Raw genomic sequence first — 24,907 nt, 5'->3', positions numbered from 1 at the left:
GAGACGAAAGGGCGGGCGGACTCCGCCGGCTGCCCGTTCGCCGAGATGCGTTTTCCCACTGAACAGCGGTTCGTTAGCCAGCCTGCTCCCGCAAGCCAGGGGCCGCGCCACGGAGTTCGTTCCGATGGTTGCCGCTCGTCTTTCCGTTTCCGCGACAGTCCAGCTCGCCACGTCCGTACGGCGCGGCGCTTCCTTGCCGCCCTCCGGCGGCGACAGCCATTCCGTCCCATGTACGAGGTCCGGCCATGGACGGCTTTGAGCACGTGCGCGCCGTCGCCACCTGTGTGCGAGTCGTCCACCACCTGCGCGGACGCATCCGCCTCAAGCTCGCCGAGACCGGGCCGGAACTGCCCCGCCCGAGCGAGACCCAGGTCCGCCACCTGCACCGGGTGATCGAGGCCGCGGAAGGCGTCCGGTCGATACGGCTGAACCTGCTGGCCCGCTCGTGCACGGTCGAGTACGACCCCGCCGTCATTCCGATGGATGCGTGGACGGACTTCCTGGCCGGCACCGGCTCCGAGGCGGCGGGCATTCTCGAGGACATCCTGCGCGCCAAGTATCGGGAGATCGTCCATGCTCAATTACGATGAATCCATCCTGCGCATGCGCATCGTCGATCCGCGCGCGCCCTTCCCGGTGCTGCACCAGGCCGTGCGCATCGCCCTCTTCGACGAATACGCCGCGCGCGCCTTCTACAAGCGCGTGGTGGAATCTTTCGGGCCGCGGCCGCCGTTCGCCAACATCGCCAACGCCGAGGAGCGCCACATCGCCGCGCTCGGCGGGGTGTGCGAGCGCTACGGCATTCCGCGTCCGCTGGACCCCTTCCCGACGGAAACGACGGTGTCGCCGAGCTGGCTCGCCAACTGTCAGCGCGCAGTGGCGGGCGAAGTGGCCAACCTGCGGCTCTACACCTACCTCCTCGCCCAGGTGCCGAACCCGGACGTGCGCCGGGTGTTCGAGCAGTTGCAGGCCGCCACCCTGGAGAACCATCTGCCCGCCTTCCAGCAGGCGGCGGCCGAAGCCTGGGCCCAGGAGCGCTATCACGTCGCCCATGGCATACCGCCGCAGCAGGCCTACGTGCGCCACGGGCCGCTGTCGGATTTCATCGAACGGGCGCTCGCGCAACTGGGGCCGCAGGCCGGACTGCTCGGTACCCTGCTGCGCCACGTCCACCCCGCCCTGCTCGCCGGCATGGCAGTCGGGGGCACAGGTGCCTATGCCCTGAAAGGCAAACTCCGCCGGACTCGAAAGGAGAACTGAAATGTTGCCGCTCATCCCCTTCGCCGCCGGTCTGCTGACCGGCCTCGTCGCCGTGAATCTGCTCAAGACCAACAAGACCCGCGCCGGACTGGACAAGGCGCAACAGCGTCTGCGCGAGGCGACCGCCTCCAGCCTCGCCGCCATCGAAAGCGCCTCCGCGCGGGCGCGCAGCAAGCTCGAAGCCTCACCCGAGGCGGAAGCCGCACCGGCCGTCAAGCCCACTGCCGCGCCCCGCAAGGCTGCGCCCAAACGCAAGCCGAAGGCCAAGCCTGCCGCCGCCGCGCCGCAGACCGGTAAGGAGGCATCGTGAACTATCCCGTCAGAACCCTGCCGGCCGTAGCCGGCACGCCGGTCATCGAACGCAGCTTCGTGCGCGGCTTCGTCGCCTCGGCCTGCCTCAGCGCGATCCAAGGCGGGCAGCGTTCCCCCTCCTCCGCCGAGGTCAGGCGCGTCCTGCGCTACGCCCTGCAGGGCGGCACGGCGCTGGCCGCCGGAGCCGGAGCGGCGGCGGCCATCGAACGGCGCGACTACACCGGTGCGCTGGTCGCCGCGGCGGTGGGTGCGGCCGGCGTATTCGTCATCGAACGCATGCTGCGCGACGCGGCGCAGCGTTCTCAGGAGAAGCATGATGGGCAAGAAGCATAAGAAGCACGGCCGCCGCAACGGCGCGCCGAACGATTGGGGCATGGCGCAGCAGTACGGCGGCTGGCCGGGTGCCGGCTATGACGCCGGACAGGCCGCAGGCATGGGTGCGGCGCCGGGCATGGGCGCCGGGACGGGTCCCGGCATGACCGCAGGCATGGGGCCAGACCTGGGTCTTGCCGGCCTCGACGCGGGCTTCCTGCAAGGTCTGCCGGCCATGCTGCGCTCGCGCCATACCGAGCAGTTCCTGCTCGGCGCGCTGCTCGGCGCGGCGGCGGCCTGGGTGCTCGCCGACGAGGAACTGCGCGGCAAGCTGGTCAAGGCCGGGATCAAGCTCTATTCGGGGCTCGCCGGCGGCATCGAGGAAATGAAGGAACAGATGGCCGACATCAAGGCCGAGGTGGAGGCGGAACGCCACGGCGACGCCTGACGGACGGTGCATGATGGATGGTAGCTGGTTCTCCTTCGTCGAGCCGGCGCATGCGACGCGGGGGCGGGTACGCTACCGCTACCGCTGCCGCCCCGGCGCACCGCGCGATGCCGGGCGCATCGAGCACGCCGTGGCCGCGCTCGCCGGAGTCGAGGCGGTGCGGGCCAACACCAGGGCGTGCACGCTGGTGGTGAACTTCGATCCCCAGCGCACCACGGCCTCCGCCCTCGGCGCCGAACTCGCTGCGCTGGCACCGCCGGCCGTCCCTGCCGTGACGGGCAAGCCGCACGGCTTCGCCGACGGGCATCGCCTCGGCGCGGTCGCGCTGGCGGCTTCCACGCTGGTCGCCAGCCGCCACCTGGAGGAACCGCTGCAGGCGCCGGTGGCGCTCGCCACCGCGATCCCGCTGATGGGCGAGGCGCTCGACGACCTCATCGACAAGGGCATCACCTCCCACGTGCTCGAGGCGCTGGCGGTGGCGATTTCCATCGGCCGGCGCGACTTCCTCGCCGCCAACACCACCTCCTTCCTGCTCGCGCTGGGCGAGTACATGGAGCACTCCATCGAGCGGCGCTCGGACGAGATGCTCAAGCACCTGCTGCAGCCGGCCACCGGCGAAGTCTGGGTCGAGCGCGACGGCCAGGAGCAGCAGATCGAGGCCGACGAGCTGCAGATGGGGGATGTCGTCATCGCCGCCGCCGGCACGGTGATCCCCATCGACGGCACCGTGCTGGGCGGCGAGGCCCTGGTCAATGAGGCCACGATGACCGGCGAGAGCGTGCCGGTGGCCAAGTCCCGCGGCGCCCGGGCGCTGTCCGGCACCGTGGTGGAGGAAGGCCGCATCCGCATCTACGCCGAACGGGTCGGGCACAACGCCGCCGCGGCGCGCATCGCCGACTTCGTCGAGCAGTCCCTGGGCGCGAAGAGCCGTACCCAGCTCGAAGCCGCGCGCCTGGCCGACCGCCTGGTGCCCATGGTGTTCGCGCTGGCGACGGCGACCTGGCTCGCGTCGGGCGACTGGCGCCGCGTGTCGGCGACGCTGCAGGCGGACTACTCCTGCGCCCTCAAGCTGTCCACACCGGTGGCCTTCAAGGCCGCCATGTACCGCGCCGGCAAGGGCGGCATGCTGATCAAGGGCGCCTCCGCCCTCGAACAGCTCGCCGAAGCCGACACCTTCGTGTTCGACAAGACCGGCACGCTCACCAGCGGCGCACTGCAGGTCACGGATTCCATCGCCTTCGACGCCAGCTACAGTTCGGAAGACCTGGTCCTGCTCGCGGCTTCGGTCGAAGAGCACTACTTCCACCCCCTCGCGCTGGCGGTGGTCGAGGCCGCGCGCCGCATCGAGCCGCATCACCACTTCGACCACAAGGCGGTGGAGTTCATCGTCGCCCACGGCGTGGCCAGCGTCATCGACGGCAAGCGCATCGTCGTGGGCTCGCGCCACTTCGTCGAGGACGACGAAGGCATCGACACCGCCCCCCACCACGAAGTCATCGAAGAACTGCGCCGCGCGGGCAAGACCCTGCTCTACATCGGCTTCGGCGGCGAACTGCTGGGCGTGCTGGCACTGCGCGACGCAGTGCGTGCCAACAGCGCCGCCACCGTGCACCGCCTGCGCCGGCTGGGGGCGAAGCGGATCGTCATGCTCACCGGCGACCACCGCGAGCGGGCCGCGGCGCTGGCGAGCGAACTGGGTCTGGACGCCTTCCACGCCGAACTGCTGCCCCACGAGAAGGCCGGCATCCTGCAGGCGCTCGCCGCCGACGGCGCGCGCATCGCCTTCATCGGCGACGGCGTCAACGACGCGCCCGCGCTCACCGGCGCCCACGTGGGCATCGCCATGCACCACGGCGCCGACCTGGCGCGGCTCGCTTCGGACATCGTGCTGCTGGAAGACGACATCGCCCACATCGCCGACGCCAAGGCGCTCGCCAACGCTACGCGGCGGCTCATCGATTCCAACTTCAAACTCACCGCCGGCATCAACACCACCATCCTCGCCGCTGCGGCGCTGGGGCTGCTGAGCCCGGTATCCGCGTCGATGCTGCACAACGGCAGCACCATCGGTATCCTGCTGCGCGCGCTGGCCGGCGCCGGCCTGCCGCGCCCCGCGCCGGAGCGCACCCTCTCCCTCTCGTCATGACCGCTCCCTCCCGCCCGACCTTCCCCCTCAGCCTCGCCGAAGAAGGCGCCACCGTGCGCGTGATCGCCATCCGCGGCGGAAGCGCCTTCGTGCTGCGCGTGGCGGAGCTGGGCATCAACGTGGGCTGCGAACTCGCGGTGCGCCAGCGCGAAGGCGGCGGGCTGGTGGTCGCCCGCGGAGCCGCGCGCTTCGCCCTCGGAGCCGGCATGGCCCAACGAATCCTGGTGGCGGCCGAAGGCGCCGCCGACGAATCTTCGCAAAGGAGTAAGCAGTCATGACACTCAAGGAACTGTCGGTGGGAGACCGGGCGCGGGTGCTCGGCTTTCTCGCCGAAGGCGGCGCCTACCGCCGCAAGCTGCTGGCCATGGGGCTGACCCCCGGCGCGGAGCTCAGCGTGACCCGCGTCGCGCCCATGGGCGACCCGGTGGAAATCCGCGTCCGCGGCTTCGCGCTGTCCCTGCGCAAGGACGAGGCCGACGCGCTGAAAGTGGAGAAACTTTGATGAAAACCCACTACACGCTCGGCCTCGTCGGCAACCCCAACTGCGGCAAGACCACCCTGTTCAACGCCCTGACCGGCGCCCGCCAGCGCGTGGGCAACTGGCCCGGTGTCACCGTGGAGCGCAAGAGCGGCGAGTACCGCGCGGGCGACGTACGCTTCGAGGTCGTGGACCTGCCCGGCACCTATTCCCTGGACGTGGCCGACGCCGAGGTCTCCCTCGACGAAAAGCTCGCCCGCGATTACGTGCACGCGGCGGAGGCCGATCTCGTCGTCAACATCGTCGATGCCTCCAACCTGGAACGCAACCTCTACCTCACCACCCAGCTCGCCGAAATGCGCGTACCGCTGCTGGTGGTGCTCAACATGACCGACGTGGCCGAGTCCAAGGGCATGCAGGTGGACGCCGAGGCGCTGGCCCGCAAACTGGGCTGCCCGGTGGTGCCGGTGGTCGCCTCCGAGGGCACCGGCATCGACGCGCTGAAGGCTGCGATCCTCAAGGCGGCGGCCGAACGCCCGCAATCCGGCGTCGACGTCGCCTACGGCGAGGCCCTGGAAAAGGCCGTCGCCACACTCGCCCCGCTGCTCGTCGACGCGGCCGCCAGGCACGGCACCGCCGCGCGCTGGCTGGCGGTGCGCCTGCTGGAAGGCGACGGCCTCGCCACCGCCGCGGCCGGCCCGACGGCGGCGGAAGCCGCCGGGCGCGAACGCGAGACGCTGGGTGAGGACGTGGACATCCTCGTCGCCGATGCCCGCTACGGGCTCGCCAACCGCGTCGCGCGCACGGCGGTGAAGCACTCCGGGCGGATTGCCAGCGACCTCACCGACCGCATCGACCAGGTGGTGCTCAACCGGGCGCTCGGCATCCCCATCTTCCTCGCCATGATGTACCTGATGTTCATGTTCACCATCAACATCGGCGGCGCCTTCATCGACTTCTTCGACCAGTTCTCCGGCGTGCTGCTGGTGGACGGCTTCGCCGAACTGCTGGACGGCCTGGGTTCTCCCGCCTGGCTCACCGTGATGCTCGCCCAGGGCATCGGCGGCGGGCTGCAGGTGGTGGCCACCTTCATCCCGGTCATCGGCTTCCTCTACCTCTTCCTCTCCGTGCTGGAAGACTCCGGCTACATGGCGCGCGCCGCCTTCGTCATGGACCGCTTCATGCGCTGGGTGGGGCTACCGGGCAAGTCCTTCGTGCCGCTCATCGTCGGCTTCGGCTGCAACGTGCCGGCCATCATGGCCACGCGCACCCTGGAACATCGCCGCGACCGCCTGATGACCATCGCCATGGCGCCCTTCATGTCCTGCGGCGCGCGCCTGCCGGTGTACGTCCTGTTCGCCGCCGCCTTCTTCCCCCTCGGCGGACAGAACGTGGTGTTCGGCCTCTACCTGATCGGCATCGTCGTGGCGGTGCTCACCGGGCTGGTGCTGAAGAACACGCTGCTGCAGGGCGAGGCCACGCCCTTCATCATGGAGCTGCCGCCCTACCACCTGCCCACCGTCAAGGGCATCCTGATCCACACCTGGGACCGCCTGAAGAGCTTCATCTTCCGCGCCGGACGGGTCATCGTGCCCATGGTGCTGGTACTGAACTTCCTCAACGCCATCGGCACCGACGGCAGCTTCGGCAACGAGGACAGCGACCGCTCCGTGCTCGCCGCGGTGGGACGCGGCGCGGCGCCGGCCTTCGCGCCCATGGGCCTGACCGAGGACAACTGGCCGGCCACGGTGGGCATCTTCACCGGCGTGCTGGCCAAGGAAGCGGTGGTGGGCACGCTGGCGGCGACCTACGCCTCGCTGGCCGCGGCCGACGCGGGTGAAGCCGGCGAGGAGGAACCCTTCGATCTCGCCGCCGGCATCGCGGAAGCCTTCGCCACCATCCCGGCCAACCTGGTCGATGCGCTGGGCGCCTGGGCCGATCCGCTCGGCCTCGGTGTGGGCGACGCGGCCGACATGGAGGCCGCGTCCGAGGAACAGGGCGCCTCGGCCGACACCTTCGGCGCCATGGCGGCGCGCTTCGACGGCGCGGTAGGCGCCTTCGCCTACCTTCTCTTCATCCTGCTGTACTTCCCCTGCGCCGCCGCCGTCGCCGCCATTTACCAGGAATCCGGCCTGCGCTGGACCGTCTTCGTGGCAGCCTGGACCACGGGGCTCGCCTACGGCTTCGCCACGCTGTACTACCAGCTCGCCACCTTCGCCGCCCATCCGGCAAGCTCGCTGGCGTGGAGCGCCGCCGTGCTCGTCGCCTTCGCCGCAGCCGTGCTGGCGCTGCGCCGCTACGGCCGCCGCGATCCACGCGCGCCAGCGGCGGTGCCCCACGGCGCATGAGGAGAACCGATCATGATCCTGTCCCGGCTCACCGACCATCTGCGTAGCCACGGACGGGCGAGCCTGGCGGATCTCGCCCGCGCGCTGGACACCACGCCGGATGCCCTCGAAGGCATGCTCAAGCTGCTGGAACGCAAGGGTCAGGTGCGGCGCCTGGAGGGCGCCCCCTGCCCCGGCGGGTGCTGCAAGTGCGACCCGGCCACGCTGACCCTGTACGAGTGGGCCGGCAGATGAACGCGGACAACCGGCAGGCCGTATCCGCCGCCGCGCCGGTCCTGCTCGTCGTCGGCATCCACCGCGAGGAACTGCCTTTCGGCGAAGCCGTCGCCGCCCGCGTCGACCGCGGGGCCGTCGACGTGCTGGCCATTCCGGACGGCCTCACCGGACGCCGCCCACGCCCGGACCAGCGCTTCCATCACGCCATGCTGCACCGGGAGCTCTACCTCCAGCTCCTGCCCCACGTGGTCGGGCACTACCGCCTGCTGGTGGACCTGCACACCGGGCAGGACCGGCACGGCCCCAGTGCCGAGCTCTACTGCGCGGACGAGGCCCTGCGCACCTGTCTCGCCGCCACCATCGGCCGCCATCCCGACGACACGGTGCGCGCCACGCGGATCGTACCCTTCGCCGCAGCGGCCAAAACGCCCCACGAGGCGGGACACGCACCGCCCCACGCGGTCACGGTGATACCGGGAGAAGTGTGGGAAAACGCCGCCTTCCGCTACCTGGGCATGGAAATCTACCTGCCCGCGCCGGGCGCAGGCAGCGAGCGCGCCTGGTTGCTGGCGGACGAGCTCATCGACATCGCCACCGCCTGTGTGCGCTAAAAGCCCCTGACAACGGGCATCCGCCGCGCCGAGCGCTCAGCCGCGCTCCGCCGCCCGCTGCCGCAGAACCTCCAGCGCGCGCGGCTGCTCCACCAGCACGCACTGCTTGCCGGTACGCCGGCAGTGGTCCTGCACGCGCCAGTAGGCGTTGTGGCCGACGCAGCCGGACTGGCAGATCACCAGGTCGGCGGCCACCAGGCTGGCCTCCAGCGCGGCATGGTCGTCCGCCTCGTCGGCCGTGTGGTGGAGGAACTGGCCACCGGCCATCTCCACCATGCGCCGGGCGACGTGGGCGCCGGATTCGTCGCGGCCGATGCACAGCACCGCTTTTTCGCGCAGATCGGCGAGCGCGGTAGCCCGCATGAGCGGTACCGCCGCCGTGGAACCCGCAGCCGCACGCAGCGCACGCCGCTCCCGCATCAGTTCCTGCACGCGCTGCATCAGCGCTTCCACCCGCCGCGCCAGCGCAAGCCGCCGCGGCAGCCCCGGAATGGCGGCACGCAGCGCGGCCAGATCCTCGCGCGCATAGGCGAGCGCGGTGTCGCGGGTGATCACATGGGCGCGCAGGCGCATGACCTCGCCCCGCAGGCGCTCGATCTCAGCCGCCTGGCTGGCCAGCAGATCGCTGCAACGCTGCTGGACGCGGCCGAGGCGGCCGACCAGCACCCGGTGCTCTTCGGCCAGAAAGTGGAAATCGGCGGACAGTCTCATGATCCCCTCCCATGCATGGTGGCGGCGCGTGATGCGATGATGCTAGCACAGTTGCTAACAATTCTCATTACCAAGCGTAAGCAATTGTGCGCCCACCGCCACGGCACGGGACAGGACTATTCGGCGCCGATGCTGCCCTGGCCCAGCAGCGATCCCGCCATGGTCTCGACCCAGCGCCCGATGTTCGGATGGGGCATCAGCGGCCGGGCGAAGCGGTAGGGGAGCCCGGCCAGGTCGCCTTCCACCTCCGCCTCGATGCCCCCGGCCGACAGCAGTAGCGGCACCACCACCACGGGGCCGCCCTGCCCCGCCTCGGCCACGTTGCGGCGGAAAGCCTCGCGCGCGGCGTCCTTGACCGGCGGCGGAGCGTCGTTGCGGTGGGTCAGCACATCCACGCGGCGAAAGCCGCCGCGTTCGCGCAGGAAGCGGGCATGGGCCTCCATGTCCCGCAGCCAAAGGGCGTTCTCGCCCTCGTCGTTGGGGCCGTGGGCGATGACCACGACGCTGGTGGCCGCGGCATCGTCCGTGGCGGCCAGGGCGCGTTCCAGCAGGATTCCGCTCACCAGCGGGTGAGCGTCCATGGCGCCGGCGAAGTGGAAGCGCGCGCTGCTCGCCACCCGGTCGAGCCGGCGCACGCGCGTGGTCTTCGCCAGTTCCGCTTGCAGCCCGAGGATGTAGCGGAAGTTGCCGATGATGGGGCTGTGGGAGGACACGAACAGCGGCACCGCCGCGATCTCGCGCACACCCCGGCGCTCCAGGCGCTCCACCGCCGCCTGAATGGCCTGCGGATCGGCCATGCCGAACGCCACCTCGGTGGGCAGACGCTCGTCCAGGCTGCGCGCCACCTGCTCCACGTTGGCGTTCCACACGTTGGCCGGCCCATGCCCGGCGTGGTCGCCGTGGCCATGGCCGCCAGGGGCATGGGAGCCGTGGGCCAGCAGCAGGATTCCCATACCCTGCGCGGACCAGGCGACCGGACTGCAAAGGAGTATCAGCAGCGCGGCAAACCGCGCGACCGAGGGGATTGGAGACCGGATCATCACTGCTTCCTCCCGTTATCTGGATCGGTGCTGCTCCCGATCATCGTAGCCGAAGCAGGCCCGGACGGCCCACGTTCTCCCCATCTCGCCCACCCGGCCTAGTACCGGCACGCCATACCCCACCCGAAGGACTAGTCCTTGCCCCCTGCTTCCGGCGAATGTTCGCCGGACCCGCGAATCGCCAGACTCTGGTCCCGCATGGAGCCGCACGGCATCCACGGATCGAGGTAAGGGAGATGGCGACGCGACGCCGGCAGCAGCTTTCGGTACTGGTCATGAGCACCACGGCATTCACGATGTGCTTTGCCGCGTGGATGCTGTTCGCGGTGATCGGCATCCCGATCAAGGAACTGCTGGCGCTCAACGAGACCCAGTTCGGCCTGCTGGCCGCCACGCCGGTGCTCACCGGTTCGCTGGTGCGCCTGCCGCTGGGCATGTTCACCGACAAGTACGGCGGCCGCGTCGTGTTCTTCGCGCTGATGCTGGCCACGGTGCTGCCGACCTGGCTGATCTCCCAGGCCACGCAGTACTGGCAGTTCCTGCTCGCCGGGCTGTTCGTGGGCCTGGCCGGCGGCTCGTTCTCGGTGGGCATCGCCTACTGTGCGCGCTGGTTCGAGCGGCGCAACCAGGGCTTCGCGATGGGCGTGTTCGGCGCCGGCAACTCGGGGGCGGCGCTCACCAAGTTCGTCGCCCCGGCGATGGTGGTGGGCTTCGGCTGGCAGTTCGTGCCGCAGGCCTTTGCCGCGGCCATGCTGGTCGTGGCGCTGGCCTTCTGGTTCTTCACCTACGACGACCCGGAACACCGGGTGGGTTCGCACGTGGGTTTCGCCGACCAGTTGCGCGTGCTGCGCAACCCGCGGGTGTGGAAGTACTGCCAGTACTACTCCATCGTGTTCGGCGGCTACGTGGGGCTGGCGCTGTGGATGACCAAGTATTACGTGGCCGAGTTCGGCCTGGGGCTGGAGGCGGCCGCGCTGCTGGCCGCCTGTTTCTCGCTGCCCGGCGGCGTGCTGCGCGCGGCGGGCGGCTGGCTTTCCGACCGCTATGGCGCCCACAAGGTCACCTGGTGGGTGATGTGGGTGTCGTGGATCTGCCTGTTCCTGCTCTCCTACCCGCACACGCAATTCACCGTGCTCACGGTGGATGGGCCGCGCACCTTCGAGATCCATCACAACGTGTGGTTCTTCACCGCGCTGATGTTCGTCGTGGGCGTGGCCTGGGCCTTCGGCAAGGCCTCGGTGTTCAAGTACATCGCGGACGAATTCCCCCACGAGATCGGCGCCGTGTCCGGCATCGTCGGCCTGATCGGCGGGCTGGGCGGCTTCCTGCTGCCGATCATGTTCGGCGCCCTGCTCGACCTCACCGGGGTGCGCTCCAGCGCCTTCATGCTGCTCTACGGCGTCACCTGGGTGTCGCTGATCTGGATGTACTGGACCGAGGTGCGCCGCACCGACGTGCTGCACGCCGACGCCGCACCGGCCGCAGCTTCCCGCTGATTCGCCCAGACCTTCCCGGAGACACTTCATGAACACTGCCAAGGTCCAGACGCTGCCCCTGCCCCCCGGCGGCGACGGCGCCGAAATCGACTACTGGAACCCCGAAGACGAGCACTTCTGGCGCAGCACCGGCCGCCGCATCGCCAGCCGCAATCTGTGGATATCCATTCCCAGCCTGCTGTGCGGCTTCGCCGTGTGGCTGATGTGGGGAATCATCACCGTGCAGATGGCCAACGCCGGCTTCCCGTTCACACCGGAAGAGCTGTTCACCATCGCCGCCATCTCCGGGCTGTCGGGCGCCACGCTGCGCATCCCGGCCTCCTTCTTCATCCGCATCTGCGGCGGGCGCAACACGGTGTGGCTGACCACCGCGCTGCTGATGATCCCCGCGCTCGGCACGGGGCTGGCGCTGCGCGACACCGCCACGCCGCTGTGGGTGTTCCAGTCGATGGCGCTGCTCTCGGGCATCGGCGGCGGCAACTTCGCCTGCTCCATGGCCAACATCTCCACCTTCTACCCGAAGCGCCTGCAGGGCACCGCGCTGGGGCTCAACGCCGGGCTGGGCAACTTCGGCGTCACCACCTCGCAACTGCTGATCCCGGCGGTGATGACCGTGGGCGTGTTCGGCGCGCTGGCCGGCGCCCCTATCCCGCTCGCCAAGGATTCGGCCACGCTGATCGGCTCGATTGCCGCCGGCACGCCGACCTGGGTGCAGAACGCCGGCTTCGTCTGGCTGGTGCTGCTGGTGCCGCTGGCGGTGGTGGGCTGGTTCGGCCTCAACAACCTCAAGACCGTCTCCCCCAACATCGGCTCCACCGGCGTCGCCTTCGGCCGCATCCTGCTTTTCTACGGCGTCGCCCTGGTGGTGGCCGGCATCGGCCTCTGGCTCTACCTGCCCGCGCCCAGCGGCTCGGGCCTGCTGTCGGGGGCCGGCATGTGGATCGTGCTGCCGCTGGTGATCTTCGGCACGCTGTTCGCGCTCAAGGCGGTCGCCACGGGCGACATGAAGGCCAACCTGGACAGGCAGTTCGGCATCTTCCGCAACAGCCACACCTGGTCCATGACCGCGCTCTACGTGGTGACCTTCGGCTCCTTCATCGGCTTCTCCATGGCGCTGCCGTTATCCATCACGGTGATCTTCGGCAACACCCACGAGTTCGACGCCGCCGCCGGCACCTGGGTGCATGCCAGGAATCCCAACGCTCCGTCAGCGCTGATGTACGCCTGGATCGGCCCCTTCGTCGGCGCGCTGATCCGCCCGGTGGGCGGCTGGATCTCGGACAAGCTGGGCGGCTCCATCGTCACCCAGTGGATTTCCGTCGTGCTGGTCGTCGCGTCGGCCATCACCGGCTACGTGATGCACCTGGCCTACCAGTCGGCCACGCCGGAACAGTACTTCCTGCCGTTCATGGTGCTCTTCGTGGTGCTGTTCGCCGCCTCCGGCATCGGCAACGGCTCCACCTTCCGCACCGTGGGCGTGGTGTTCGACAAGGACCAGCGCGGCCCGGTGCTGGGGTGGACCTCGGCGGTGGCGGCCTACGGCTCCTTCATCGCCCCGGTGGTGATCGGCGGCCAGATCAAGGCCGGCACGCCGGAGTACGCGATGTACGGCTTCGCCGTGTTCTACGCCCTGTGCGTGCTGATCAACTGGTGGTTCTACCTGCGCCGCGACGCCTGCATCCGCAACCCCTGACGCCCCCCAAACCCCGGACAAAGACCGCGGCGCCCCCGCGCCGCAGCCCATAAGAAATACCGCCGCATCCCTGGAACAAGGAGCACACCATGAGTCATTTTCTCGACCGCCTGCGGTTCTTCGACAAGGTGCAGGACACCTTCGCGAACGGCCACGGCATCGTCACCAACGAGGACCGCAACTGGGAGGATGCCTACCGCAACCGCTGGCGCCACGACAAGGTGGTGCGCTCCACCCACGGCGTGAACTGCACCGGCGGCTGTTCCTGGAAGATCTTCGTCAAGAACGGCCTGGTGTCCTTCGAGATGCAGCAGACCGACTACCCGCGCACCCGCGAGGACCTGCCCAACCATGAACCGCGCGGCTGCCAGCGCGGCGCGTCCTTCTCCTGGTACCTGTACAGCCCGCACCGCATCAAGCACCCGATGATCCGCGGCCGCCTGCTGGAGCTGTACCGCGCCGAGAAGAAAACCGGCAAGGACCCGGTGCAGGCCTGGGAAGCCATCCAGGCGGACGACGCCAAGCGCGACAAGTACGTCAAGGTGCGCGGCCTGGGCGGCTTCCTGCGCACCACCTGGGACGAGGTGCTGGAGATCATCGCTGCGGCCAACATCTACACCATCAAGAAGTGGGGCCCGGACCGCATCTACGGCTTCTCGCCGATTCCGGCGATGTCGATGATCTCCTACGCCGCGGGTTCCCGTTACCTCTCGCTGATCGGCGGCGCCTGTGGCTCCTTCTACGACTGGTACTGCGACCTGCCCGCGGCCAGCCCGCAGACCTGGGGCGAACAGACCGACGTGCCGGAGGCGGCCGACTGGTACAACTCCACCTATCTCATCATCACCGGCGCCAACCTGCCGATGACCCGCACGCCGGACGCCCACTTCGCCACCGAGGTGCGCTACAAGGGCGCGAAGATCGTCTCCATGGCGCCGGACTACGCGGAATACGTCAAGTTCGCCGACCTGTGGATGCCGGTGCGCCAGGGCACCGACGCGGCGGCCTTCCTGGCCATGGGCCACGTGGCGCTGAAGGAGTTCTTCATCGACCGCGAGGAGCCCTACTTCCAGGAATACGCGCGCAAGTACACCGACCTGCCGATGCAGGTCATCCTGCGCCCCCACGAGGACGGCTACGTGTCCGGGCGCAACCTGCGCGCCTCGGACTTCGACGGCGCACTGGGGGAGGCCAACAACCCCGAGTGGAAGACCGTGGTCTATGACGCCCGCTCGCACGCCTTCGTCGCGCCCAACGGCTCGATCGGCTTCCGCTGGGGCGAGGAAGGCAGGTGGAACCTGCTGCCGAAGAACGGCGCGGCCCAGGAGGAGATCGAGGCGGAACTGTCCTGCCTGGCCGAGCGCGACGAGGTGGTGCCGGTGGGCTTCCCCCACTTCCAGCCGGGCGAACCCGGCCTGCTGTACCGCAACGTGCCGGTGCGGCGCATCCGCCTCGCTTCCGGCGAGGAGGCCCTGGTGACCTCGGTGTTCGACCTGCAGGTCGCCCAGTACGGCATCGACCGCGGCCTGGGCGGCCCCAACGTGGCCAGCAGCTACGACGACGCCGACGTGGCCTACACCCCGGCCTGGGCGGCCCGGGTGACCGGCGTGAAGGCGGCCGACATCGAACGCACCGGGCGCGAGTTCGCCGACAACGCCGCCAAGACGCGCGGCAAGTCCATGGTGATCATGGGCGCGGCGATCAACCACTGGTACCACAACGACATGCAGTACCGCTCCATCATGAACCTGCTGCACCTGTGCGGCTGCGTGGGCCAGACCGGCGGCGGCTGGGCGCACTACGTGGGCCAGGAGAAGCTGCGTCCGCAGGCGGGCTGGGCGCCGATCGCCTTCGCCACCGACTGGCAGCGCCCGCCGCGCCACCAGAACTCCACCTCCTACTGGTACTTCCACACCGACCAGTGGCGCTACGAGACCATCGACGCCGACCAGTTGATGCACCCGGCGGCCAGGGCCCGGTACAAGGGCTACCGCCTGGCGGACTATAACGTGGTCGCCACCCGCCTGGGCTGGCTGCCCTCAGCGCCGCACTTCAACGCCAACCCGCTGCAGATCGTCGCCGACGCCGAGAAGGCCGGCGCGAAGGACGAGGCCGGCATCGCCCGGTACATGGTCGAGCAACTGAAGAACGGCGAGCTGGACGTGGCCTTCGCCGACCCGGACGCGCCGGAGAACTGGCCGCGCAATCTCTTCGTGTGGCGGGCCAACCTGATCGGCACTTCGGCCAAGGGCCACGAATACTTCCTCAAGCACCTGCTGGGCGCGCAGAACGGCGTGCTGCAGGAAGGCGGCGACGGCAAGGGCACGCGGGAAGTGAAATGGCGCGAGGAGGCGCCGGCCGGCAAGCTGGACCTGATGGTGGACATCAACTTCCGCCTCAACTCCACCGGCGCCTACTCGGACATCATCCTGCCGACGGCCACCTGGTACGAGAAGAACGACCTCAACACCACCGACATGCACCCCTTCATCCACCCCCTGTCGGAGGCGGTGACGCCGGGCTGGGAGTCGAAGAGCGACTGGCAGATCTTCAGGTCCATCGCGAAGAAGTTCTCCGACCTGGCCGAGAAGCACCTGGGCGTGGCGAAGGACGTGGTGGCCCTGCCCATGCAGCACGACTCCCCCTTCGAGCTCGCCCAGCCCTTCGGCGAAGTGCGCGACTGGAAGAAGGGCGAATGCGAGCCGGTGCCGGGCAAGACCCTGCCGCTGCTCAAGGTGGTGGAGCGCGACTTCCCCAACACCTACCGCAAGTTCATCGCCCTGGGCCCGCTGATGACGAAGATCGGCAACAACGTCAAGGGCATCGACTGGAACACCGAGCAGGAATACGAGGAACTGAAGAAGGGCAACCGCACGGTAGAACTGCCCGGCATCTCCCACGGCATGCCCTCGCTGGAAGAGGACATCTCGGTGTGCGACGCCATCATGCGCATGGCGCCGGAAACCAACGGCGAGGTGGCCCACAAGTCGTGGAGCGCCCTGTCCAGGAAGACCGGCCTCGACCACCACCACCTGTACGCCGGACGCCACGAGGACAAGATCACCTTCCGCGACATCCAGGCCCAGCCGCGCAAGATCATCACCGCGCCCACCTGGTCGGGGATCGAGTCGGAGACCGTGTCCTACACCGCCGGCTACACCAACATCCACGAGCACATCCCCTTCCGCACGCTCACCGGCCGCGCCCAGTTCTACCAGGACCACGAGTGGTTCCTGGACTTCGGCGAGGGCCTGTGCACCTACAAGCCGCCCATCGACCTGAAGGCGCAGGACAAGGTGCCCGACAGCGTGCGCCGCAAGCCGCACCTGACCCTGTCCTGGATCACCCCCCACTCCAAGTGGGGCATCCACTCCAGCTACCAGGACAACCTGCGCATGCTGTCCCTGTTCCGCGGCGGCCCCTACGTGTGGGTGTCCGAGGACGACGCGAAGGAGATCGGCCTCGCCGACAACGACTGGGTGGAGGCGATCAACGCCAACGGCGCCACCATGGCCCGCGCCGTGGTGTCCCAGCGCGTGCCCCGCGGCATGGCGCTGATGTACCACGCCCAGGAGAAGAACGTTAACGTGCCCGGCTCGCCCTCCACGGGCAAGCGCGGCGGCATCCTCAACTCGGTCACGCGGGTCATCGTCAAGCCCACCAACATGGTCGGCGGCTACGCCCAGCTCGCCTACAGCTTCAACTACTACGGCACGGTGGGCTGCCAGCGCGACGAGGTGGTGGTGCTGCACAAGGTGGCCGACGGGGACATCGACTGGCTGGAACGGCCGCTCACGCCGGAACGGGAGGCGCAGCGGAATCCGGTGGGGGTGGGGGCGCAGTAAGAACTGGAGACAAGCGGGGGTCTGCTCCCTCCCCTTCAAGGGGAGGGCCGGGGTGGGGAGCTGCTTCCTGTTCGAGACGCTCGGCGGGGTCTGCTCCCTCCCCTTCAAGGGGAGGGCCGGGGTGGGGATGGGTTTCCAGCGGCGGCTTCGATAAGCCGTACCGCCCGACCCGACCGAAACCCATCCCCCCTCCCGACCTCCCCCCTTGAAGGGGGGAGGAGGAATCAGCTAACGGAGAAAACGCATGAAAATCCGCGCGCAATTCGCGATGGTGTTCAACCTGGACAAGTGCATCGGCTGCCACACCTGCTCGGTGACCTGCAAGAACGTGTGGTCCAACCGCAAGGGCATCGAGTACGCCTGGTTCAACAACGTGGAATCCAAGCCCGGCATCGGCTACCCGAAGCAGTGGGAGAACCAGGAGAAGTGGAAGGGCGGCTGGGAGAAGATCAACGGCAAGCTGGAACTGAAGGCCGGCGGCCGGGTGAAGAAGCTGGTGCAGATCTTCGCCAACCCCAACATGCCGCAGATCGACGACTACTACGAGCCCTTCACCTACGACTACGCGCGGCTGCAGAACGCCCCCCTGTCGGAGGCCGCGCCCACCGCGCGCCCGGTATCGCAGATCACCGGCGAGAAGATGGACAAGATCACCTGGGGGCCGAACTGGGAGGACGACCTGGCCGGCGAGTTCGCCGCCCGCGCCCAGGACCCCAACTTCTCGCGCATGGAAAAGGAGATCTACAAGCAGTTCCAGAACACCTTCCACCTCTACCTGCCGCGCATCTGCAACCACTGCATCAACCCGGCCTGTGTCGCATCCTGCCCGTCGGGCGCCATGTACAAGCGCGAGGAGGACGGCATCGTGCTCGCCGACCAGGACCGCTGCCGCGGCTGGCGCATGTGCATCTCCGGCTGCCCGTACAAGAAGGTGTTCTTCAACTGGGAATCCTCCAAGGCCGAGAAGTGCATCGGCTGCTACCCGCGCGTGGAATCCGGCCTGCCCACGGTGTGCTCGGAGTCCTGCGTCGGCCGCATCCGCTACAACGGCATCATCCTGTACGACGCCGACAGGCTGCTGGACGCCGCCGGCACCGACGATCCGCAGGATCTCTACCAGGCCCACCTGGACCTCTTCGTCGACCCGAACGACCCGGCCATCATCGCCCAGGCCCTGGCCGACGGCGTGCCGCAGGCCTGGATCGACGCCGCGCAGAAGTCGCCCATCTACAAGATGGCCGTGGAGTGGAAGATCGCCTTCCCGCTGCACCCGGAGTTCCGCACCCTGCCGATGATCTGGTACGTGCCGCCGCTCTCCCCGGTGCAGTCCCAGATCGACCAGAAGAACCTGCCCACCGAGGCCGACGGGGTGATCCCCAAGGCCGAGGCCATGCGCCTGCCCGTGCAGTACCTGGCCAACCTCTTCACCGCCGGCCGGACCGCATACGTCACCTCGGCCCTCAACCGGCTGATCGCCATGCGCTCCTACATGCGCTCGGTGCACGTGGACGGCAGGCCGGACACCCGGGCGCTCGCGGCCGCCGGCATCGACGAGCACACCGCGAAGCAGATGTACCGCTACCTCGCGATCGCCAACTACGAGGACCGCTTCGTCATTCCGACCTCCCACGAGGAAATCCGCCTGGACGACTACTACGGCTTCCAGGGCCAGAACGGCTTCACCTTCGGCAATGACTCCTCGCCGGGCGTGTCGCCCAACTCCCTGTTCCCCGAGCGCCGCCGCGAGACCGTGGAATCCCGCGAACCGGCCCCCCTCGCACCGCGCGACTGATGGAGACGACCACGATGAAAATCTTCCGCCTGCTTTCCGCCCTGCTCGACTACCCGACCGACGCCTTCCTCGCTGCCCTGCGCGAGGCGGCCGGGTCCGACCCCGCAGGCTTCGTGGCCGCCGAAGACGGTGCCGGCGTGCTCGGCACCGGGGAACACGCCACGCTGGCGGCCTTCGTCGCCGATCTGCTCGCCGCCGATCCGGCCGGGCGCCAGGCCGAATACGTGCAGACCTTCGACCTCACCGCCGAGCACAGCCTGCACCTCACCCATCACCTCTTCGGCGAGGAGAAGACCCGCGGCCCGGCGCTGGTGGACCTGGGCGAGTTCTACCGCGGCTACGGGCTCCAGGCCGACCCGCGCGAACTGCCGGACTTCCTGCCGCTGATGCTGGAGTTCGCCTCCACGCTGGGGCTGGACGAGGCGCACGTGTTCCTGGCCGACGTGGCCAAGGTGCTCGCCGTGCTCGCCGCCAACCTGGAAAAGTCCGCCAGCCGCTACGCGCCGCTGGTGCGCATCGTCGAACAACAGGGCAGCCTCGCCCGCCTCCCCGTCTGAAGGAGCACCCCATGAACCTGCTCAAACTCGTCTTCGGGGTCTATCCCTACATCGTGCTGACGGTGTTCTTCGTCGGTAGCTGGATTCGCTACGACCACGAGCAATACACCTGGAAGACCGATTCCTCCATGCTGCTCTCCAGGCGCCACATGGTGCTGGCGAGCAACCTGTTCCACGTGGGCATCATCTCCATCTTCCTCGGCCACTTCGCCGGCCTGGTGCTGCCCCACGCCCTGTGGATCGCGCTCGGGGTCTCGGACATGGCCCACCAGTGGCTGGCCATCGCGGCCGGCAGCGTGTTCGGCACCCTGTGCCTGGTCGGCGCGACGATCCTGTGGCTGCGCCGGGTGTTCAACCCCCGGGTGCGCGCCGCCAGCCGCTACATGGACAACGCCATCCTGTCGCTGATCCTGGTCACGCTGCTGCTGGGGCTCTCGACCCTGCCGGTGTCCATCGGCCACGCCGGCCACGGCGACGCCTCGGTGATGCTGGCGCTGGCGGCCTGGGTGAACAGCGTCGTCACGCTGAACCCGCAGCCCGAACTGCTGGCGGACGTCGAACCGGTGTTCCGCCTGCACATGTTCCTCGGCATGACGGTGTTCCTGCTCTTCCCCTTCTCCCGCCTGGTGCACGTATGGACCGCGCCCTTCACCTACCTCGGGCGCGCCTACCAGATCGTGCGCAGCAAGCGCCGCGCGCGGGCCTCGGCCTGAAGCCGGCCGGCCCGGGGTGATTGACTGCGGTCAAGGCACCCCGGCCGGCGGCGCTCCAGAATCCGCGCATCGAATCGCTCCCCCAGGCCGCAGCGCCCCATGATCCGCCCCCCATGCGTGCCGCCCCCTCCCGATCCGCCCCGGGCGCGGAGCAGACGGCCGTGAAACCGGTGCCGCCGCCGTCCGCCTGGTTCGGCCAGCGCCTGTCGGGCAAGATCGTCGGCATCCTGCTCGGTTTCTTCGTGGTGGCGCTCGCCGCCATCGCGCTCACCCTGTTCATCTCCTGGCAGCTCGAAGGCGCGGCGGCCGCGATCAACGATGCCGGCAGCCTGCGCATGCGCGCCTACCACATCGCCTACCACCTGGCACGGGCCGACGCCGAGCCGGGCGACCGCAGCGCCTTCGCCGCCCTCATCCACACCGAAATCCGCGGCTTCGAAGACACGCTGGCCAAGCTGGGCCGCGGCGACCCCACCCGCCCGCTGTTCATCCCCCGCGACGACGAGATCCCCGCCGACCTCGGCCACCTGGTCCGGATATGGACGCTCGACATCCGCCCGCTGCTCGAACGCCTGGCCGCCACGCCGGAACCTTTCGCCCTGCGTCTGGACATGAACGGCTTCGACGCCACGGTCGGCGCCTTCGTCACCGGCATCAACGACGTGGTGCTGAAGATGGAGCACAGCTACGCGCGCAGCACCAACATCCTGCGCACCTCGCAGGTGGTGCTAATCGGGCTGGCCGTGATCGGCACGCTGGCACTGGTCCGCTTCTTCTTCGTGCTGGTGATCCGCCCGGTGTCCGAACTGACCGAAGGCGTACGCCGCATGGCCGCCGAGGACTTTTCCGTGCGCGTGCCGGTATTCGCGCGCGACGAACTGGGCGAACTGTCCGAAGGCTTCAACACCATGGCCTGCCACGTGCAGGACCTGCACGCCACACTGGAACAGCGCGTCGAGGACAAGACCCGCCGGCTCACCGAGAAGAACCGGGAACTGGAGATCCTCTACACCACCAGCGGCTTCCTGCACGAACCGAACGACATCGACGGCCTGTGCCGCGGCTTCCTGCAGCGCGTGCAGGACACCCTGGGCGCGCGCGCCAGTTCCGTGCGCCTGCTCGACCGGGATTCGCAGAAGCTGTGCATCACCGTGTGCGAGGGCCTGGACGAACACTTCCTCGACGACGAGGCGGTACTGGCCTGTGGCCAGTGCGTGTGCGGTGCGGCCGTGGAGCACAACGTCGCCTTCATCACCGACGTGGCCCGCAACCCGGCGCTGCTGCCCCTGGACACCTGCCGGCGCGCGGGCTTCCGCACCGTGGCCGCGGCCACCGTCAGCGCCAACCGGCGCCCCATCGGCGTGTTCAACCTGTATTTCGACGAGTTGCGCCCCGCCGACGAGTCCGAACGCCAGTTGCTTGCCACGCTGGGCCAGCAGCTCGGCACCGCCATCGACAACCTGCGCCTGCAGGCGCGCGAGCGGGAGATGGCGGTGTCCGAGGAGCGCAACCTGCTGGCGCTCGAACTGCACGACTCCATCGCCCAGTCGCTGGCCTTTCTCAACCTGCAGGCGCAGTTGCTCGAAGAGAGCATCGGCGGCGGCGACGAGGCCGAGATGCGCGGCATTCTGGCAATGATCCGCCAGGGCGTGCAGCAGAGCTACGAGGACGTGCGCGAACTGCTGGTGCATTTCCGCACCGGCGTGGGCGTCCAGCAGGACCTGGACGCCGCCGTGGACGCGGCGCTGCGGCGGCTCGCCGAACAGACCGGCATCGCCACCGACCTGGACATCCAGGGCGACGGCGCACCCCTCGACCCGCAGACCGAAACCCAGGTGCTCTACATCGTCCAGGAAGCGCTCTCCAACGTGCGCAAGCACGCCGACGCGCGCACCGCTACCGTGCTGCTGCGCCGCGGGCTGGAAGGCCTGTCCGTCACCGTGCGCGACGACGGCGTGGGCTTCGACGCCGAACGCCGCGCCGACGACGGCCAGGCCCACATCGGCTTGCAGATCATGAAGGAGCGCGCCGCCGGCATCGGCGCCCGGTTCTTCGTCCGCTCCTCGCGCGGCAAGGGCACTGAAATCCGCCTGGAACTGCACCGCAAGCAAGAGGAGGCCGCCTGATGGACCCGTCCGCCGAAACACCCATCCGCATCCTGCTGGTGGACGACCACAGCCTGTTCCGCAGCGGCATCCGCTCGCTGCTGCAGCGCCACCCGGAATTCGAGATCGCCGGCGAGGCCGGCGACGGCATGGAAGGCGTCAAGCGCGCCGCCCAGCTCAGGCCCGACGTGGTGCTGCTCGACCTGCACATGCCCGGCCTGTCCGGGCGCGAGGCCGCGCAACTGATCAGCCGGGAGACGCCGGAGTCGCACGTGCTGATGCTGACCGTGTCGGAAGAGGCCGAAGACCTGCTCGAAACCCTGCGCGCCGGCGCCTGCGGCTACCTGCTGAAGAACATCGAGACCGACACCCTGGTGGCCGCCATCCACGCCGCAGCGCACGGCGAATCGGTGGTTTCCCCGCGCATGATGGGCAAACTGCTCGGCGGCCTGCGCGGAGCGCCCGCCGAACGCCCGGCGGCGCCCTCCCTGCGCGGCGAGGGCCCCGAGCGGCTCACCCCACGCGAGCGGGAAATCCTCGGCTTCATCGCCCGCGGCGCGAGCAACAAGGAGATCGCCCGCGAACTGGACCTGGCCGAGAGCACGGTCAAGATCCACGTACAGAACACCCTGCGCAAGCTGGGGCTGGCGAGCCGCGTGCAGGCCGCGGTGTACGCCGTGGAGCACGGCATCGCACCGCCACCCTGACCGGAGAGCACCGCCATGAATCCGCCCACCCCGCGCACCATCCGGCCGCCGCTGGTCTATTCCTGCTCCGGCTGTTCCAGCGCCGCCCAGCTCGCCAACCACCTGGCGCTCGAACTCGACACCCTGGGAGCGGCCGAGATGTCCTGCATCGCCGGCGTCGGCGGCAAGGTGCCCGCGCTGCTGAAGACCGCCCATTCCGGCCGCCCCATCCTGGCGCTGGACGGCTGCGTGCTCGCCTGCGTCAGGGAAACGCTCGCCACCGAGGGCCTCGTCCCCGCCGCGCACGTGCGCCTGGACCTGCTCGGGGTACGCAAGCGTCGGAAAGCCCGCTTCGACCCGGCCCAGGCCGCCGCCCTGCTGCCCGCGCTGGCCAGGACGGCCGCGCGGCTCGCCGGTGCCGCTTCGGAACCCAAACCGCGCTGAACCGGAGCGTGCCAAAGAAAAAAGCCCTTGAATCTCAAGGGCTTTTTCATTCGATGGCGGAGACGAAGGGATTCGAACCCTTGATACCGGTTTTGCCGGTATGCTCCCTTAGCAGGGGAGTGCCTTCGACCTCTCGGCCACGTCTCCGTCAGGAAGGCGCGATCATAGCGGCTCGGCGCCCCCCGGTCAATTTGCGCTCAGGCGGTTTCCAGGCCGAAGGCCTTGTGCAGCACGCGCACCGCCAGCTCCAGGTACTTCTCGTCGATGACCACCGAGATCTTGATCTCGGAGGTGGAGATCATCTGGATGTTGATGCCTTCCTCGGCCAGGGTGCGGAACATCCTGGAGGCCACGCCCGGGTGGGAGCGCATGCCCACGCCGACCACCGACACCTTGGCCGCGGCCTTGTCGCTTTCGATGGCACGGGCGCCGATATGGGCCTTGACGCCGTCGAGGATGCGGACAGTCTTGTCCAGATCGCCGCGCGACACGGTGAAGGAGAAGTCGGTGGTGCCGTCGTGGCCGACGTTCTGGATGATCATGTCCACGTCGATGTTGGCATCGGCCACCGGACCGAGGATCTGGTAGGCGATGCCGGGCTTGTCGGGCACGCCCAGCACGGTGATCTTGGCCTCGTCGCGGTTGAACGCGATGCCGGAGATGACGGGTTGTTCCATGTTCGTGTCTTCCTCAACAGTGATGAGCGTGCCCTCGCCTTCCTCCTGGAAGCTGGACAGGACGCGCAGCTTGACCTTGTACTTGCCGGCGAACTCGACCGAGCGGATCTGCAGCACCTTGGAGCCCAGGCTGGCCATTTCCAGCATTTCCTCGAAGGTGATGGTGTCGAGCTTGCGCGCTTCCGGGACGATGCGCGGGTCGGTGGTATAGACGCCGTCCACGTCGGTGTAGATCTGGCACTCGTCGGCCTTCAGCGCGGCGGCCAGCGCCACGCCGGTGGTGTCGGAGCCGCCGCGGCCCAGGGTCGTGATGCTGCCCTTCTCATCCACGCCCTGGAAGCCAGCCACCACGACCACCTTGCCTTCTTGCAGGTCGCGGCGGATAGGCGCTTCGTCGATGTTCAGGATGCGCGCCTTGGTGTGCGCCGAGTCGGTCAGGATGCGTACCTGGGCGCCGGTGTAGCTCTTGGCCCGCAGGCCGATGTCCTGCAGCGCCATGGACAGCAGGCCGATGGTGACCTGCTCGCCGGTGGACACCACCACGTCCAGTTCGCGCGGATCGGGGCTGGCGGCCACCTCCTTGGTCAGCGCGATCAGGCGGTTGGTCTCGCCGCTCATCGCCGACACCACGACCACCACCTGGTGGCCCTGAGCCTGGAACTTCGCCACCCGCTTGGCGACGTTCTTGATCCGCTCCGGGCTGCCCACCGAGGTGCCGCCATACTTCTGAACTATCAGTGCCATCGTCGTATCCAGTGCCTGTGGATAAAAGGCGTGATTTTAACGAATGTGGGCCCTTTTTGCGTGTCCGACGTAGCGCGCAGCGCGGCATCCACGCCCTGTCCGCTCCGCTGCCGGGAACCGGCCCGGGCCAGGTCGGCGTGCAGGGAAGCGTGCACTACTTCCCAGTACCTCCTCTGGCCTTCGCATTAGGCTCTCGCGCATGCCCTTCCGGGGGCTCGAAGCGTCGGGCACCGGCGACAACCCGGAACAGGTCGATGGCATCCGATTACCCGT

General features: G+C 68.9%; 23 protein-coding genes and 1 tRNA gene. 20 read left to right on the top strand and 4 right to left on the bottom strand.

Annotation, left to right across the window (positions count from 1 at the left end; translation table 11 throughout):
* Positions 1-245: 245 nt before the first annotated feature.
* The 11 genes from E6O51_RS04120 to E6O51_RS04070 are packed head-to-tail and all read left to right on the top strand — an operon-like array spanning position 246 to position 8,131.
* Entirely contained in the window at positions 246-590 is a 345-nt protein-coding gene (locus E6O51_RS04120) for a heavy-metal-associated domain-containing protein (RefSeq protein WP_136383714.1), read from the top strand.
* Positions 574-1,260 (top strand): ferritin-like domain-containing protein, encoded by a 687-nt coding sequence (locus E6O51_RS04115; RefSeq protein WP_136383713.1) that lies wholly within the window; start codon positions 574-576, stop codon positions 1,258-1,260. The genes E6O51_RS04120 and E6O51_RS04115 overlap by 17 nt, the downstream gene beginning before the upstream one ends.
* Position 1,261: 1 nt before the next feature.
* Positions 1,262-1,570: a hypothetical protein gene (locus E6O51_RS04110; RefSeq protein ID WP_136383712.1), complete on the top strand. Its 309-nt coding sequence runs from the start codon at positions 1,262-1,264 to the stop codon at positions 1,568-1,570.
* Positions 1,567-1,905 (top strand): hypothetical protein, encoded by a 339-nt coding sequence (locus E6O51_RS04105; RefSeq protein WP_136383711.1) that lies wholly within the window; start codon positions 1,567-1,569, stop codon positions 1,903-1,905. Before E6O51_RS04110 ends, E6O51_RS04105 begins: the two co-directional genes overlap by 4 nt.
* Positions 1,889-2,332 (top strand): hypothetical protein, encoded by a 444-nt coding sequence (locus E6O51_RS04100; protein ID WP_136383710.1) that lies wholly within the window; start codon positions 1,889-1,891, stop codon positions 2,330-2,332. Before E6O51_RS04105 ends, E6O51_RS04100 begins: the two co-directional genes overlap by 17 nt.
* 10 nt (positions 2,333-2,342) lie before the next feature.
* The gene (locus tag E6O51_RS04095; RefSeq protein WP_211091321.1) at positions 2,343-4,478 is read left to right on the top strand and encodes a heavy metal translocating P-type ATPase; all 2,136 of its coding nucleotides are present in this window, start codon (positions 2,343-2,345) and stop codon (positions 4,476-4,478) included.
* On the top strand, positions 4,475-4,756 hold the full coding sequence (locus E6O51_RS04090) for a FeoA family protein (protein ID WP_136383709.1): 282 nt from the start codon (positions 4,475-4,477) through the stop codon (positions 4,754-4,756). Before E6O51_RS04095 ends, E6O51_RS04090 begins: the two co-directional genes overlap by 4 nt.
* The gene (locus E6O51_RS04085) at positions 4,753-4,980 is read left to right on the top strand and encodes a FeoA family protein (protein WP_136383708.1); all 228 of its coding nucleotides are present in this window, start codon (positions 4,753-4,755) and stop codon (positions 4,978-4,980) included. The genes E6O51_RS04090 and E6O51_RS04085 overlap by 4 nt, the downstream gene beginning before the upstream one ends.
* Positions 4,980-7,304: a Fe(2+) transporter permease subunit FeoB gene (gene feoB, locus E6O51_RS04080; RefSeq protein WP_136383707.1), complete on the top strand. Its 2,325-nt coding sequence runs from the start codon at positions 4,980-4,982 to the stop codon at positions 7,302-7,304. Before E6O51_RS04085 ends, feoB begins: the two co-directional genes overlap by 1 nt.
* Before the next feature lie 12 nt (positions 7,305-7,316).
* Complete coding sequence (locus E6O51_RS04075; RefSeq protein ID WP_136383706.1) at positions 7,317-7,538, top strand: FeoC-like transcriptional regulator; 222 nt, start codon at positions 7,317-7,319, stop codon at positions 7,536-7,538.
* Positions 7,535-8,131 carry a hypothetical protein gene (locus tag E6O51_RS04070; RefSeq protein ID WP_136383705.1) on the top strand — a complete coding sequence of 199 codons (597 nt, stop codon included), beginning with the start codon at positions 7,535-7,537 and terminating at the stop codon, positions 8,129-8,131. The genes E6O51_RS04075 and E6O51_RS04070 overlap by 4 nt, the downstream gene beginning before the upstream one ends.
* 36 nt (positions 8,132-8,167) lie before the next feature.
* Here E6O51_RS04070 and E6O51_RS04065 read toward each other — a convergent pair whose 3' ends face one another.
* Both E6O51_RS04065 and E6O51_RS04060 read right to left on the bottom strand, forming a co-directional pair.
* Positions 8,168-8,842 carry a DUF2325 domain-containing protein gene (locus tag E6O51_RS04065; protein WP_136383704.1) on the bottom strand — a complete coding sequence of 225 codons (675 nt, stop codon included), beginning with the start codon at positions 8,840-8,842 and terminating at the stop codon, positions 8,168-8,170.
* Positions 8,843-8,958: 116 nt separating this feature from the next.
* Positions 8,959-9,795, bottom strand: coding sequence for a sirohydrochlorin chelatase (locus E6O51_RS04060; protein ID WP_168735183.1), 837 nt, complete (start codon positions 9,793-9,795; stop codon positions 8,959-8,961).
* A 323-nt stretch (positions 9,796-10,118) separates the two neighbouring features.
* On the opposite strand from E6O51_RS04060, the gene E6O51_RS04055 reads away from it, so the two are divergent.
* The 9 genes from E6O51_RS04055 (at position 10,119) to E6O51_RS04015 (ending at position 23,213) form a co-directional block, all read left to right on the top strand.
* Positions 10,119-11,378 (top strand): MFS transporter, encoded by a 1,260-nt coding sequence (locus E6O51_RS04055; RefSeq protein WP_136383702.1) that lies wholly within the window; start codon positions 10,119-10,121, stop codon positions 11,376-11,378.
* A 28-nt stretch (positions 11,379-11,406) separates the two neighbouring features.
* Positions 11,407-13,071, top strand: a complete 1,665-nt coding sequence (locus E6O51_RS04050; protein ID WP_136383701.1) for an MFS transporter — start codon at positions 11,407-11,409, stop codon at positions 13,069-13,071.
* Positions 13,072-13,160: 89 nt separating this feature from the next.
* A complete protein-coding gene (locus E6O51_RS04045; protein ID WP_136383700.1) occupies positions 13,161-16,916 on the top strand; it encodes a nitrate reductase subunit alpha in 3,756 nt (1,251 codons plus the stop codon).
* 244 nt (positions 16,917-17,160) lie between these two features.
* Positions 17,161-18,708 carry a nitrate reductase subunit beta gene (gene narH / locus E6O51_RS04040; protein ID WP_136383699.1) on the top strand — a complete coding sequence of 516 codons (1,548 nt, stop codon included), beginning with the start codon at positions 17,161-17,163 and terminating at the stop codon, positions 18,706-18,708.
* A 14-nt stretch (positions 18,709-18,722) separates the two neighbouring features.
* Complete coding sequence (gene narJ, locus E6O51_RS04035; RefSeq protein ID WP_136383698.1) at positions 18,723-19,265, top strand: nitrate reductase molybdenum cofactor assembly chaperone; 543 nt, start codon at positions 18,723-18,725, stop codon at positions 19,263-19,265.
* A gap of 11 nt (positions 19,266-19,276) precedes the next feature.
* On the top strand, positions 19,277-19,978 hold the full coding sequence (gene narI / locus E6O51_RS04030) for a respiratory nitrate reductase subunit gamma (RefSeq protein ID WP_136383697.1): 702 nt from the start codon (positions 19,277-19,279) through the stop codon (positions 19,976-19,978).
* Between the two features lie 161 nt (positions 19,979-20,139).
* Positions 20,140-22,104 (top strand): type IV pili methyl-accepting chemotaxis transducer N-terminal domain-containing protein, encoded by a 1,965-nt coding sequence (locus E6O51_RS04025; RefSeq protein WP_230976694.1) that lies wholly within the window; start codon positions 20,140-20,142, stop codon positions 22,102-22,104.
* Positions 22,104-22,790 carry a response regulator gene (locus E6O51_RS04020; protein ID WP_136383695.1) on the top strand — a complete coding sequence of 229 codons (687 nt, stop codon included), beginning with the start codon at positions 22,104-22,106 and terminating at the stop codon, positions 22,788-22,790. The genes E6O51_RS04025 and E6O51_RS04020 overlap by 1 nt, the downstream gene beginning before the upstream one ends.
* 15 nt (positions 22,791-22,805) lie before the next feature.
* The gene (locus E6O51_RS04015) at positions 22,806-23,213 is read left to right on the top strand and encodes a putative zinc-binding protein (protein ID WP_136383694.1); all 408 of its coding nucleotides are present in this window, start codon (positions 22,806-22,808) and stop codon (positions 23,211-23,213) included.
* Positions 23,214-23,267: 54 nt separating this feature from the next.
* Here E6O51_RS04015 and E6O51_RS04010 read toward each other — a convergent pair.
* Positions 23,268-23,360: transfer RNA gene (locus tag E6O51_RS04010), tRNA-Ser, on the bottom strand.
* Positions 23,361-23,410: 50 nt separating this feature from the next.
* Entirely contained in the window at positions 23,411-24,634 is a 1,224-nt protein-coding gene (locus tag E6O51_RS04005) for an aspartate kinase (RefSeq protein WP_136383693.1), read from the bottom strand.
* Between the last annotated feature and the right edge of the window lie 273 nt (positions 24,635-24,907).

The organism is Pseudothauera rhizosphaerae (genome assembly GCF_004801305.1).
GTDB lineage: Bacteria > Pseudomonadota > Gammaproteobacteria > Burkholderiales > Rhodocyclaceae > Pseudothauera > Pseudothauera rhizosphaerae.
This window is presented reverse-complemented; position numbering and strand designations above follow the sequence as displayed.

Excerpts from the sequence above, each read along its gene's own strand:
- E6O51_RS04120 (WP_136383714.1), top strand. The coding sequence starts at position 246 with ATGGACGGCTTTGAGCACGTGCGCGCCGTCGCCACCTGTGTGCGAGTC.
- E6O51_RS04115 (WP_136383713.1), top strand. The coding sequence starts at position 574 with ATGCTCAATTACGATGAATCCATCCTGCGCATGCGCATCGTCGATCCG.
- E6O51_RS04110 (WP_136383712.1), top strand. The coding sequence starts at position 1,262 with ATGTTGCCGCTCATCCCCTTCGCCGCCGGTCTGCTGACCGGCCTCGTC.
- E6O51_RS04100 (WP_136383710.1), top strand. The coding sequence starts at position 1,889 with ATGGGCAAGAAGCATAAGAAGCACGGCCGCCGCAACGGCGCGCCGAAC.
- E6O51_RS04095 (WP_211091321.1), top strand. The coding sequence starts at position 2,343 with ATGATGGATGGTAGCTGGTTCTCCTTCGTCGAGCCGGCGCATGCGACG.
- E6O51_RS04090 (WP_136383709.1), top strand. The coding sequence starts at position 4,475 with ATGACCGCTCCCTCCCGCCCGACCTTCCCCCTCAGCCTCGCCGAAGAA.
- E6O51_RS04085 (WP_136383708.1), top strand. The coding sequence starts at position 4,753 with ATGACACTCAAGGAACTGTCGGTGGGAGACCGGGCGCGGGTGCTCGGC.
- feoB (WP_136383707.1), top strand. The coding sequence starts at position 4,980 with ATGAAAACCCACTACACGCTCGGCCTCGTCGGCAACCCCAACTGCGGC.
- E6O51_RS04075 (WP_136383706.1), top strand. The coding sequence starts at position 7,317 with ATGATCCTGTCCCGGCTCACCGACCATCTGCGTAGCCACGGACGGGCG.
- E6O51_RS04070 (WP_136383705.1), top strand. The coding sequence starts at position 7,535 with ATGAACGCGGACAACCGGCAGGCCGTATCCGCCGCCGCGCCGGTCCTG.
- E6O51_RS04065 (WP_136383704.1), bottom strand. The coding sequence starts at position 8,842 with ATGAGACTGTCCGCCGATTTCCACTTTCTGGCCGAAGAGCACCGGGTG.
- E6O51_RS04060 (WP_168735183.1), bottom strand. The coding sequence starts at position 9,795 with ATGGGAATCCTGCTGCTGGCCCACGGCTCCCATGCCCCTGGCGGCCAT.
- E6O51_RS04055 (WP_136383702.1), top strand. The coding sequence starts at position 10,119 with ATGGCGACGCGACGCCGGCAGCAGCTTTCGGTACTGGTCATGAGCACC.
- E6O51_RS04050 (WP_136383701.1), top strand. The coding sequence starts at position 11,407 with ATGAACACTGCCAAGGTCCAGACGCTGCCCCTGCCCCCCGGCGGCGAC.
- E6O51_RS04045 (WP_136383700.1), top strand. The coding sequence starts at position 13,161 with ATGAGTCATTTTCTCGACCGCCTGCGGTTCTTCGACAAGGTGCAGGAC.
- narH (WP_136383699.1), top strand. The coding sequence starts at position 17,161 with ATGAAAATCCGCGCGCAATTCGCGATGGTGTTCAACCTGGACAAGTGC.
- narJ (WP_136383698.1), top strand. The coding sequence starts at position 18,723 with ATGAAAATCTTCCGCCTGCTTTCCGCCCTGCTCGACTACCCGACCGAC.
- narI (WP_136383697.1), top strand. The coding sequence starts at position 19,277 with ATGAACCTGCTCAAACTCGTCTTCGGGGTCTATCCCTACATCGTGCTG.
- E6O51_RS04020 (WP_136383695.1), top strand. The coding sequence starts at position 22,104 with ATGGACCCGTCCGCCGAAACACCCATCCGCATCCTGCTGGTGGACGAC.
- E6O51_RS04015 (WP_136383694.1), top strand. The coding sequence starts at position 22,806 with ATGAATCCGCCCACCCCGCGCACCATCCGGCCGCCGCTGGTCTATTCC.
- E6O51_RS04005 (WP_136383693.1), bottom strand. The coding sequence starts at position 24,634 with ATGGCACTGATAGTTCAGAAGTATGGCGGCACCTCGGTGGGCAGCCCG.